Here is a 12,049-nt window from a genome sequence, read left to right as displayed (position 1 = left end):
AGAAAAAAATGAAAGATAATTCAGACTCCAATCAAGCTGTCCGTCTGGATAAATGGCTGTGGGCTGCCCGCTTTTATAAAACACGGGCTATGGCACGGGAAATGATAGATGGCGGTAAAGTTCACTATAATGGTCAACGAAGTAAACCGAGTAAAGTGGTTGAACCCGGAGCTGAAATTAAACTGCGTCAGGGTAATGATGAACGTACTATTGAAGTTCTTGCGTTAAGCAGCCATCGGCGCGGTGCACCGGAAGCTCAACAACTTTACCGGGAGACTGAAGAAAGTATTGCTAACCGGGAAAAAATAGCAATAGCCCGTAAAATGAACGCATTAACTATGCCTCATCCTGATCGCCGGCCGGATAAAAAAGAAAGACGCACGCTGATTAAGTTCAAAAACACCAAATTAAGTGAGCAGGAATAATCTGCTCCAGTGAGAGATATTTATGTTTAAACAAGACCAATTACACCGCTTTTTGTTTGAGAATTATTCTGTACGTGGTGAGCTGGTTTTAGCCAGTGAAACTTACCAGCATATTCTGGAAAATCATGATTACCCGCAGCCGGTACAGCAATTATTGGGAGAACTATTGGTAGCAACCAGTTTATTAACGGCGACACTGAAATTTGATGGTGATATTACTGTTCAAATTCAGGGAGATGGCCCGGTAAAACTGGCTGTCATTAATGGTAATCATCAGCAACAAATGCGCGGTGTCGCCCGTATTGACGGATTAGTTGCTGAAAATAGCAGCTTGAAGCAGATGGTTGGCACAGGCTATATGGTCATTACTATTACACCAACTCATGGTGAGCGCTATCAGGGTGTCGTTGCATTGGAAGGTGAAACGCTGGCGGAATGTTTGGATGATTATTTCAGACAGTCTGAACAGTTACCAACCTGTCTGTTTATCCGTACCGGTATTCAGGATGGAAGTATTGCTGCCGGCGGTATGTTGCTACAGATTTTGCCAGCCGGGGATCAAGGTAGTGCAGACGTATTTGATCATCTGGTACAGCTTACTGCAACCATTAAAGGTGAAGAGCTATTTTCACTGGAAGTTAAAGAGATCTTGCATCGTCTTTATCATGAAGAGGATGTTGTATTATATGAGCCGCAAGCCGTTGAATTCCGCTGTACTTGCTCTCGTCAACGTTGTGCTGACACGTTAGTCACACTTTCCGATGAGGATGTTAATCATATTTTGCAGAAAGATGGCAACATCAATATGGAGTGTGAATACTGCGGTACACACTATATTTTTGATGCTGATGATATCGTTGGAATCAGGTCAGAAAAAAAGAGCCGGTTACATTAATATCCATCTGTTTTAGGGCGCGGATCCGCGCCTTTCTATCAATATCCATAATATTCAAAGGCTTCTTTCGTGCTTTTCGTTTCAGATTACCCCTAAAAAAATGATAGGTTTTCAATTTTTTGATAACAATCGCTGTTAATTAATCATAACTATTTATTATTGCTCACAGAAAAAGTGTGACTATCCAGGACCCAGGAGCAATAACATGAGTGTTAAAGGCATTACCCCGCAGGAACTCGCGGACTATGGAATCCATGATGTTAGTGAGATTGTTTATAACCCAAGCTATGAGCTGTTATTTTTAGAAGAAACCAAACCTTCACTGGAAGGTTACGAGAGTGGCACTTTGACCAACCTGGGCGCTGTGGCTGTCGATACGGGGATCTTCACTGGTCGTTCCCCCAAGGATAAGTATATTGTCCGTGATGATATTACCCGTGACACCGTATGGTGGGCTGACCAGGGAAAAGGCAAGAATGATAACAAGCCATTGCAACAGGAAACATGGACACATCTGAAAGGTCTGGTTACTCAACAGCTTTCAGGCAAACGTTTGTTTATTGTCGATGCTTTCTGTGGTGCGAATGCAGATACACGCCTAAAAGTCCGTTTTATTACAGAAGTTGCATGGCAGGCTCATTTCGTTAAGAACATGTTTATCCGCCCCTCAGATGAAGAGTTGGCCGGATTCAAACCAGACTTTATTGTAATGAACGGTGCAAAATGCACTAACCCACAATGGCAAGAGCAGGGTTTGAATTCTGAAAACTTTGTCGCGTTCAACCTGACAGAGCGTATGCAGCTTATCGGTGGTACCTGGTACGGCGGTGAAATGAAGAAAGGGATGTTCTCAATGATGAACTACCTGTTGCCATTAAAAGGCATTGCTTCAATGCACTGTTCTGCCAACGTTGGTGAGAAAGGCGATGTTGCTATCTTCTTCGGCTTATCAGGTACAGGTAAAACCACGCTTTCTACTGATCCAAAACGTAAACTGATTGGTGACGATGAACACGGTTGGGATGATGACGGCGTATTCAACTTTGAAGGTGGCTGTTACGCGAAAACCATCAATCTATCCAGAGAAGCAGAACCTGATATCTACAATGCGATCAAACGTGATGCATTGCTGGAAAACGTGACGGTACTAGCAGATGGCACGGTTGATTTCAATGATGGTTCAAAAACTGAAAACACCCGTGTTTCTTATCCTATCTACCATATTGAAAACATTGTTAAGCCGGTTTCCAAAGCAGGTCACGCGACCAAGGTCATTTTTCTGACGGCAGATGCGTTTGGTGTGTTGCCTCCGGTATCCCGCCTGACACCGGAGCAGACTCAATATCATTTCTTGTCTGGCTTCACGGCAAAACTGGCTGGTACAGAACGCGGTGTCACCGAACCAACACCAACGTTCTCTGCCTGTTTCGGCGCTGCCTTCCTAAGTCTGCATCCAACTCAATACGCGGAAGTTTTGGTAAAACGCATGCAGGCCGCAGGTGCCAAGGCTTATTTAGTGAATACTGGCTGGAATGGGACGGGTAAACGAATCTCTATTAAGGATACCCGTGGAATCATTGACGCCATCCTGAGTGGTGATATTGAGGAAGCTGACACCATTACATTACCTATCTTCGATCTGGCGGTGCCGACTGCGTTGCCTGGTGTTGATACCGATATTCTTGATCCACGTGATACTTATGCAGATAAATCTCAGTGGGAAGAGAAGGCGAAAGATCTGGCACATCGTTTTGTCGATAACTTTGATAAATACACGGATACCCCAGCAGGAGAAGCGTTAGTAAAAGCGGGTCCTAAACTGTAATTGTGAGTTTCTTCTTGTATAAATAAACCTCATCCGTATGGGTGAGGTTTATTGGGGATTTATGCCGCAGGAAGGTCAAACAGCAATATTTCACTATCATCACCGGCGTTAAGTTGAAGATGGGTTTCATCCCTGATCGCCAGACCATCGCTGGTGATTGCTTGCACACCATTAACAGTCACTTCTCCACGTACCACTTGTATCCAGATATGACGGCCATTCTCTGTAAGATATTCGGAAGTTTCATGACGTTTCAGTACCCAGCGCCACAAGGTCATGTTTTGGAAGACTTTTAGTGAGCCATCCCGCGCATCGGGAGAGAGCACTAACTGGCGACCTTGCACATCATCAAAACGTCGCTGCTCGTAACGCGGTGCCAAGCCGGTTTTGTCTGGGGTAATCCAGATTTGATACAGGTGCAATTGGCGATCACTGTTCGGGTTATATTCTGAATGACGAATACCGGTACCTGCACTCATAATTTGGAATTCACCGGCGGGTACTTGCTCTTTATTTCCCATACTATCCTGATGTTCAACTGCACCGGAAAGTACATAGGTCAGTATTTCCATATTATTATGTGGATGGGTACCAAAGCCTTGACCTGCTTCGATGAAATCTTCATTAATCACTCTCAGCGCTGAAAAATTCAAAAAATTGGCGTCGTAATAGTTGGCAAATGAGAAGGTATGCCAGCTATCTAGCCAGCCATGATTGGCGTGGCCGCGATCTGATGCTTTGCGTAAATAGATCATATTCAAATCTCCTCAATGGTTTTTATAGTCTAGTTGAGAAGAGATAACATAAAAGTCTAAAAACCTAACCTAATTGTTCAAATATTTTGAAAATATAAAAACCGGATTGATCAATAAAAAAAAAGCCAGCACCCGGCTGGCTAAAGTAAACACTGGAAGCAATGTGAGCAATGTCGTGCTTTCATCCTTACCCTGAAGGCGGTTCATCTGAAAGCGATACGAATGATAATAATTATCACTATCGATTGTAAAGTGTTTTTTCTGGTCAAATATGGAATAATTGTGGAATTTAATTTAAATGATTGATAAATATCAGTATTTTTGTGAGTGCTGAGGAATGCCTAAGGGAGCGAAAATCATCTCATTTAATCGATTTGCTAAATGATTGTCTTAAATTATTCAGGAAATTTGACATGATATTAAGAGTCTTAGTAAAAACCGCCGTAAACGCTTATCCAGTATTCATCTATCGAAATTATTTTATTAATGGCTAAAAAATGCTCAGTTAAAATGAAAAAGCTAGAATTTGACATTACCGTAGCCAACTACTTTTTTGAGGAATTTTTGATGAAATAATTACGTTGTAATGAATTTTAGTGTGACACTAAATTACAAACGTTATCTAAAATCCAATTCACCCTGAATTCGTTTGCTCTGATAGTTGTTTCATTTATATATTCTTACTACATCTTAACATCATGAAATATATCCTTTCGGTAATCATATGTGGCATTTTTTTGCGTGGATCGTGTTAACAGTTTTGACTGCTTGGGGAATGATTAATCATTCATTAGAACAAAATTATCAACAACAGACTGTTTCATTTAATATACTTTATCGGGAATTGAGTGAAAAGCTTGCACAGCATGATGCCATTATATCGCTGATGGATGCGAATATCGGATTAGAGCAGTTACAGGAAAATTTTCCGCAAATCATTGGATTACAGGAGATTCCGGTGAATGTGTTGATATTTCCTGTAATCAGTGAAGAGGGAGATGGAAGATATTGGCTTAATAGTACAAACAACAGTATCCGATTATTGATTGATCTCAATATCCTTATGAAGAAATTATCATTATTGTCACAATTTCGATCGGTACAACTGGATTGGAATAACCATCCATTGATTACATATGGGCCGGAGAAAGAACAGCATTTTTGGAACTGGGAGAAAAAGCTGACCAGTCGTTTTCAGCCTTTCGTGCTTAAAGCTAGTAATAATCAACAATGGTCGCAACTGCCGTGGGGTTATATTACTTGTCTCAGTTTCTTATGGGCGGTGATTATCTGTTTTATCTTTTTAATTCAGAAAAATAAGAGATTGAGGAAAATTTCTGATTTACGGGCACATTTCTTTGAATTCACCCGTTTGAATACCATGGATGAAGTGGCAACAGGCATTGTTCATGAGTTAAACCAGCCTTTGACGGCGATTATGAGTTATAATCAAACCGCACTGCGGCTAATGAGAAAGCAGCAATATGATAAAATCACTTCAATACTGGACTCATCAATCCTGCAAACTCAACGTATCGCAAATTTATTAACGCAATACCGTCAAAAGCTGACGACGGGTAGTATTGTATTACAGGCTGTAAATATTCTATCGATATTAGGTCGGGTTGAAATATTGCTCGAAAATGAAATAAAAGCGGGGAGGATAAAGATCATCAAACATATTTATGATGATTTACCCATGATATTCGCCGAACCATTATGGGTAGAACAGATATTCCATAATTTAATCAGTAATGCAATTCAGGCGCAACAAGATCACACAAACCATCAGAATTGGATCTGCATTGATATCACCTGCGCTGACGAAATGATAAAAATCGTGATTACAGATAGTGGACCAGGATTAAGTGATGAGGTTTTGAAAAACATCTTTATTCCATTCTTTACAACACGCCAGCAGGGAATAGGGTTAGGTATGACTTTAACAGAGACATTAATTCAGAAACTTGGTGGTGATATTCGTGCTGAAAATTGTGAAACGGGCGGTGCTCGTTTTATTATTTGGTTACCCGTCAATAAAGGTAAGGAGGAGTAATGGCAGCAGTGATTTATCTCATTGATGATGATGACGCGATTCGTGATTCAATATCTATGTTGTTAGAAACAATGAATTGGTCGGTAATTTCATTTCCTGGCGCTCAAGAATTTCTTGATGAAATTGATAAGACAAATATTTCAGCGCTTCAGGGATGTATTTTATTGGATATTCGTATGCCGGGAAAACCTGGGTTGACGTTACAGGATGAACTTCTAAAGCTTAACAATACATTGCCGGTGATTATTATGACAGGACACGGAAATATTGACATTTGTCGCCGTGCTTTTAAAAACGGCGCCTTTGAATTTTTAACTAAACCTATTGATGCAGATTTATTGATTGAAACAGTTTCAAGTGCATTATCACTTCATCAGAAAATATTTAAGCAACGTCGGATATATGAGCAGTTGAAAGCTAAATTCAGCCAGTTATCCGAGCGTGAAAACGAGGTGATGGCAATTATCCTGGAGGGTAAAACCAGTAAGCAAATTGCTCAACAACTGGTATTATCTCCACGGACAATTGAAGCTCATCGGGCTAATATATTTCATAAATTAGATATACACTCTTTACCACAATTAGTAAAAGAGTATGAACTATTTAAGTCATTATCTTATGGCTAAGTATTTATACTAAGCAGGATAAGTAATCAACCTAATAGATACAGTCTATAAATCTCATTAAGTTAGAGGGGAATAATTTACCAACTTAATGAGGTTTACCTATGAAACGTTCTCTTCTTTGTTCTATCCTGGCAACAGGTTTATTTGCACAAATGGCTTTTGCTACATCAACAATTACTGAACGTAATATTTCGCTTGAGTTAGCAAATAAATTAGCTTCTGAGGCAATTCAATCCTGTAAATCGAATAATTATAACGTGACGGTTTCTGTTGTTGATAAAAGTGGGGTTGTGAAAGCGGTTCAGCGTATGGATAAAGCAGGTTTACATACCGTTGAGGCGAGCAAAATGAAAGCTTATACTGCATTATCTACCCAAAGAACGTCAGATGAAGTAATGAAATCTGCACAATCAAATCTTGGTGCTCAAAATCTGGTGCATATCCCAGGTTTCCTATTATTAGGTGGTGGTGTTCCGGTTAAATCTGGTGATGAAGTGATTGGTGCGATTGGTATTGGTGGTGCACCTGGAGGTCATTTAGATCATCAATGTGCCATTGATGCAATTCAAAAGGTTTCATTAGAGTTTTGAAGTTTATGATATGAATTGATCAGCCTTTAAATATTTACGAATTTAATAAAAATATTGCGATGGAATTAATCCATTATCGTTATATTAATATAGAAAATATATAATATTTATCTGATTTTTCCATGCTCGTATATTTTGTATGGAATTAATAATTAAGGAAGTGTTATATCGGTTAAATTATGGTAGTTGTTAACAGGTTGTTTACAATAATTCATTTTTATTATGGAGTTAAGTAAATTTAAGTTTTTTAGTTTGAGAATGTTCGATGTATAGCATCGAACATCTTTATTTTATGAATAAAATAAAGATGTTTGTTTGCCTGAATATGAATTTCATGGTTTTTTCCAAAAAAATAGAATCGTTAATGTCTTGTATTTAAAATCCTTATAAACAATTTAATTTGTTACAATAATGCGGTTAATTCTCTAGCCAGACTATTCCTTCAACATCAAAAAATGCTTCGTTTACTGACAAGTCAGAAATAATAGAGAAATATTTTATTACGTTTATCACCTATTAGAAAATAACTATAAGCTATAAAAGTGTTCTCATTGTCTGGTATCTAGAGTAGCAAGCTGGAAAATGGAAATTGTATGAGGATCTATTAACATGTCAAAAGACAAGTATTCAAAACACCGTTGGGGTGTCACAGATGTTTGAAGGTTATTTGAGAAATACCAAACTAAATCTGTTTGATATGGAGGAAAACTTAGCTGGTTGGGCGCGATATTATGGTAATGCGTCTGTACAGACTATCACTGAGGCTAGAGATCTAGATATTTTGCTTGATACAACTAAATCACATAAATTTATCTTTAATGTAGAAGGACAACTGGTTATCGGGAGTATCAGTAAAAAGGTTAATCCGAAGATGCTTTCCCACCCAGTTTTAGCGGCAAGGGAGGGAGGAAGTCGAGTTATCAGTGCTGGTTACATGTATCGATATAGGAACACAGTGTATTTAGTGAATCATTCTGGTCATTACAGACCATCCGTAGGGCGTTTATTGCCAGTTTCTGGATTTATAAGAAATAACTTTGGTTTTAATATTGAAATTGTCCAGGCTGAAACATTTAAGCATGGGATGTTGAAGTTTTTTAGGTAACGAACTTCACATTTGTTAATGATAGGTGTTGTTAACTTGGCGTTTTTCATAAACTGTGTCAACGGTAGATTTTAATTCATTGTTCGAAAATAGGTTCTGGCTTTATTTTGGATAACTTAATAGAGAATGCTTTATGACATTCTCTACTAATGTCAGATACGAAATAGTTCTTTAAAGGAAAAGTGAGCATTGGTACTGAGGGTAAAAGCGAAATAAGACCGGGGGGGGATAATATCATCAGCATGGAAAACACATGGAAAATACATGGAGTAATACATATAAAATTCACGTCAGCCTTATGTAATAAAAGATTATTACATTATTATTGTGCGAGATATCACGGAAAAGCATTTCCTCCTGGCTCCTACTCCCTATCAGTATCAAAATTAGGAGGATGCTGTGTTATTCGAGACATTATTTAATATTTCCGTTTCATTGAATTAACAATAATATCATCGCTAATTTCTTACTATTAAAAGGTCTGATTATGGTAGCTCACTTCGTTAAACAGGCTTACCGGGCTCTATTAAGCGGTACATTTGTTTTACTGGCTGGCTGTGACAACAATGGTTCTTCATCTAATACCTCCCAAGAGCCGATAGCGCATCTTCCTATCAAAATACCGGGTGAAGCCGCCCGTGCTGGTGATTTACAGGCGGTGATCCATCTGGTGGACATTGCTAAATTAAGTCAAAGTCCGACAACAAATCATGACTACAGCGCTAACACGCTTTATCTATGGAACGATGAAAACTGTGATTCCTTGGCTTCTCCCTCATTGAGCTGGAATGATTTCAGTGCAATTCCTACGGGCAGCGATAGTTATGGCCCTTACTGGGTTGTGCCGTTAAACAAAAACGAGGGCTGTATTAATTTTATCGTGCGTGATGGCAACAACACTAAATTGATCGACAGTGACCTGAGAATTTCCTTCTCCGATTTCAGTAACCGTACTATTTCTGTGATACCCGGCAGTGATCAAATTTATAGTAGTCGGGCGGAAGCCTTTGAATCTGTGTTCGGTGTTTCCCAGGCTTCGGCACATTGGATCGACAATCAGACACTGTTGTGGTCAGGCGGAGCAGATAAGCCTTATGTCCGTTTATATCATAGCTGGAGCAAAGTCGTAGCCAATGACCAAGGAAACTTTACCGATAGTTATCTGGCATTAACACCGACTACCCTGAGCCAGAAAACAGCTGATCGATTTCCACACTTGAAGAATTTAACAGCGTTCCGCCTGCCAGAAGACACGGATATCGAGACATTACTCACTGGTGATCTGGTCGTGTTGGCGACCAATAAAGAAGGTTTGTTATTATCGGCGACTCAGGTACAAACTGCCGGAGTGCTGGATGACCGTTTTGCCGATGCAGCTGACACGTTGGAGTATGGTGCGCTGATCAATGATGCAGGTGTTACCTTCCGTTTGTGGGCGCCTACTGCTCAGGATGTCGGGTTGGTTATTTATGATACAGATAAACAAATAATCGCCAACCATCCAATGAGCCGTGATCCTGCTAGTGGCTCTTGGTCATGGCAAGGCGATAAGGCACTGGTTGGTGCTTACTACCGTTATGCTCTAACGGTGTACCATCCACGTTCCCGTAATGTGGAACACTATGAGGTCACTGATCCCTATTCCCACAGCTTATCCACCAATTCGGAATATAGTCAGGTAATCAACCTGGATGATGAGGCACTGAAACCACAGAACTGGGATAGCCTGATCATGCCGCGTTCGCAAAGTACACTGGCGGACATTGCGCGCATGACCATATACGAATCTCATGTCCGTGATCTCTCCATTGCAGATAGCACAGTGCCGGAAGCCTGGCGTGGTAAATATCTGGCTCTGACTGCCAACAACAGCGATATGTTCAAGCATCTTAAGGCACTGAGCCAGGCCGGAGTCACTCATATGGAGCTGTTGCCAGTATTTGATTTGGCTTCCGTTAATGAATTCAGCGACCAAGTGGCTGATCTTAATCATCCATTCAGTCGTTTGTGCCAGGTCAATACAATGGTGAGAAACAGCCGCTTTGCTGATTACTGTAATAGTTCACAAACCGTGGGTGAAGTGTTGCAGGAGTTACGGAGCGGTGATAGTGCCAGTAATCCACAGGTACAAGAGCTGAATGCGATGATTGCAGAAACCGACTCCTACAACTGGGGCTATGATCCGTTCCATTATTCAGTACCGGAAGGCTCTTATGCCACAGATGCGGAAGGTTCGGTGCGTATAAAAGAGTTTCGCGCCATGATTCAGGCCATCAAGCAGCAACTGGGAGTGAATGTGGTTATGGACGTAGCGTACAATCACACCAATGCTGCTGGCCCAACAGACAAATCTTCCGTGTTGGATAAGATAGTCCCTTGGTACTATCATCGCCTGAATGAAATCAGCGGTAATGTTGAATCCAACACCTGTTGTCACGATACGGCGCCAGAGCACCGCATGTTCGCTAAACTAATCGAAGACTCATTGGTGACCTGGGTTAAGGACTATAAGATCGACGCATTCCGATTTGACTTAATGGGCTTTCATCCTAAGGCACAGATGTTATTGGCGCTGGCAAAAGTACGTGCGATTAACCCATCGGTCTACTTCTTCGGTGAAGGTTGGAATTCCGGGCAGGACGATCGTTTCGAGATGGCTTCACAGATTAATCTTAAGGGCACCGGGATTGGTACTTTCTCTGATCGATTGCGTGACGCAGTACAAGGTGGTGGACCGTTCGATTCTGCTGATAGCATTCGTATTAACCAGGGAGTGGGTAATGGTGCTGGAACGTTACCTAACGAACAGACTTGGTTAAATGCTAATGAGGTGCGTCATCTGGCGGATCTGGTACGTTTGGGTATGGCGGGCAATCTGGCTGATTTCGTGTTGATCGATAAAGATGGGGCGGTGAAAACCGGCAGAGAAATTGACTACAAAGGGGCTATAGCCGGTTATGCTGCTGATCCAATTGAGGTGATCAATTATGTATCTAAACACGATAACCAAACGTTATGGGACCTAATCAGCTACAAAGCGGCACGTGAGGCGGATCTGGCAACCAGGGTTCGCATGCAGGCAATATCCCTCGCTACTACATTCCTTGGGCAGGGACTGGCCTTCGCCCAACATGGATCGGAACTACTGCGTTCTAAGTCTTTTACTCGTGATTCCTATGATGCCGGCGATTGGTTTAACCGTGTCAGCTACACTTACCAAGACAACAACTATGATGTTGGTATGCCGGGCCTGCGTAATGATGGCGGAAATTATGCATTGATTGAACGAGTGAAAAACGTAGTGGATAAACCAGGCCAAACTGAGTTATTGCAGATGACAGCTTTTTATCAGGAACTGCTGCGCCTGCGTCAATTCTCACCACTGATGACGCTCGGTGATGGTGCATCGGTTAAGCAACGTATCGATTTTCGTAATGTCGGACCGAATCAGCAACTTGGATTACTGGTGATGACGATAGATGATGGTAATACCACCGATGATGACCGTGATTTGCGGTTTGACGGCTTGGTGGTGGTGATCAATGCTGCACCATGGTTTGCTACAGTGAGAGATCTTAATATCAAGGGATTGAAGTTGAATGATATTCAAAGCGAGCTGGGCAATACCTCGCTGGCGGCCGGTATCAAAATAGCAAAAGATGGCGCGGTTACGTTGCCGGCCTGGTCGGTAGCGGTGCTGGTTTTACCACAAGATGGCGTTCGCGGTACTGGTTTGCCTGTTCGCAGGAAGTAACGCACAGGAATTTTCCAC

At 41.2% G+C, this 12,049-nt stretch carries 9 protein-coding genes; 8 read left to right on the top strand and 1 reads right to left on the bottom strand.

Annotation, left to right across the window (positions count from 1 at the left end; genetic code table 11):
• Positions 1-8 precede the first annotated feature (8 nt).
• The 3 genes from hslR to pckA all read left to right on the top strand — a co-directional run bounded on the left by hslR (position 9) and on the right by pckA (position 3,145).
• Positions 9-425: a ribosome-associated heat shock protein Hsp15 gene (gene hslR, locus LGZ99_RS11385; protein ID WP_021323434.1), complete on the top strand. Its 417-nt coding sequence runs from the start codon at positions 9-11 to the stop codon at positions 423-425.
• 22 nt (positions 426-447) lie between these two features.
• Complete coding sequence (hslO, locus tag LGZ99_RS11380) at positions 448-1,320, top strand: Hsp33 family molecular chaperone HslO (RefSeq protein WP_036839172.1); 873 nt, start codon at positions 448-450, stop codon at positions 1,318-1,320.
• A gap of 205 nt (positions 1,321-1,525) precedes the next feature.
• Entirely contained in the window at positions 1,526-3,145 is a 1,620-nt protein-coding gene (gene pckA / locus LGZ99_RS11375) for a phosphoenolpyruvate carboxykinase (ATP) (protein WP_036839171.1), read from the top strand.
• A 59-nt stretch (positions 3,146-3,204) separates the two neighbouring features.
• Here pckA and LGZ99_RS11370 read toward each other — a convergent pair whose 3' ends face one another.
• Positions 3,205-3,900, bottom strand: coding sequence for a pirin family protein (locus tag LGZ99_RS11370; RefSeq protein ID WP_023043928.1), 696 nt, complete (start codon positions 3,898-3,900; stop codon positions 3,205-3,207).
• A 724-nt stretch (positions 3,901-4,624) separates the two neighbouring features.
• Between LGZ99_RS11370 and LGZ99_RS11365 the strand changes: the two genes are divergently transcribed.
• The 5 genes from LGZ99_RS11365 to pulA all read left to right on the top strand — a co-directional run bounded on the left by LGZ99_RS11365 (position 4,625) and on the right by pulA (position 12,031).
• A complete protein-coding gene (locus LGZ99_RS11365; RefSeq protein ID WP_036839169.1) occupies positions 4,625-5,956 on the top strand; it encodes a sensor histidine kinase in 1,332 nt (443 codons plus the stop codon).
• Positions 5,956-6,582 carry a response regulator transcription factor gene (locus LGZ99_RS11360; RefSeq protein ID WP_036839166.1) on the top strand — a complete coding sequence of 209 codons (627 nt, stop codon included), beginning with the start codon at positions 5,956-5,958 and terminating at the stop codon, positions 6,580-6,582. Before LGZ99_RS11365 ends, LGZ99_RS11360 begins: the two co-directional genes overlap by 1 nt.
• Before the next feature lie 101 nt (positions 6,583-6,683).
• Positions 6,684-7,172 (top strand): GlcG/HbpS family heme-binding protein, encoded by a 489-nt coding sequence (locus LGZ99_RS11355; RefSeq protein ID WP_036839163.1) that lies wholly within the window; start codon positions 6,684-6,686, stop codon positions 7,170-7,172.
• A gap of 652 nt (positions 7,173-7,824) precedes the next feature.
• A complete protein-coding gene (locus LGZ99_RS11350; protein WP_036839161.1) occupies positions 7,825-8,277 on the top strand; it encodes a hypothetical protein in 453 nt (150 codons plus the stop codon).
• 487 nt (positions 8,278-8,764) lie between these two features.
• A complete protein-coding gene (gene pulA / locus LGZ99_RS11345) occupies positions 8,765-12,031 on the top strand; it encodes a pullulanase-type alpha-1,6-glucosidase (protein WP_036839158.1) in 3,267 nt (1,088 codons plus the stop codon).
• Positions 12,032-12,049 lie beyond the last annotated feature (18 nt).

The organism is Photorhabdus temperata, assembly GCF_025384845.1.
In the GTDB taxonomy this organism is placed as follows: domain Bacteria; phylum Pseudomonadota; class Gammaproteobacteria; order Enterobacterales; family Enterobacteriaceae; genus Photorhabdus; species Photorhabdus temperata.
The sequence above is the reverse complement of the archived record's forward strand: the minus strand, read 5'-3'. Positions and strand labels throughout refer to the sequence as shown.

Bases quoted from the DNA above. Each gene is read 5' to 3' on its own strand.
- hslR (WP_021323434.1), top strand. From the start codon at position 9: ATGAAAGATAATTCAGACTCCAATCAAGCTGTCCGTCTGGATAAATGG.
- hslO (WP_036839172.1), top strand. From the start codon at position 448: ATGTTTAAACAAGACCAATTACACCGCTTTTTGTTTGAGAATTATTCT.
- pckA (WP_036839171.1), top strand. From the start codon at position 1,526: ATGAGTGTTAAAGGCATTACCCCGCAGGAACTCGCGGACTATGGAATC.
- LGZ99_RS11370 (WP_023043928.1), bottom strand. From the start codon at position 3,900: ATGATCTATTTACGCAAAGCATCAGATCGCGGCCACGCCAATCATGGC.
- LGZ99_RS11365 (WP_036839169.1), top strand. From the start codon at position 4,625: ATGTGGCATTTTTTTGCGTGGATCGTGTTAACAGTTTTGACTGCTTGG.
- LGZ99_RS11360 (WP_036839166.1), top strand. From the start codon at position 5,956: ATGGCAGCAGTGATTTATCTCATTGATGATGATGACGCGATTCGTGAT.
- LGZ99_RS11355 (WP_036839163.1), top strand. From the start codon at position 6,684: ATGAAACGTTCTCTTCTTTGTTCTATCCTGGCAACAGGTTTATTTGCA.
- LGZ99_RS11350 (WP_036839161.1), top strand. From the start codon at position 7,825: ATGTTTGAAGGTTATTTGAGAAATACCAAACTAAATCTGTTTGATATG.
- pulA (WP_036839158.1), top strand. From the start codon at position 8,765: ATGGTAGCTCACTTCGTTAAACAGGCTTACCGGGCTCTATTAAGCGGT.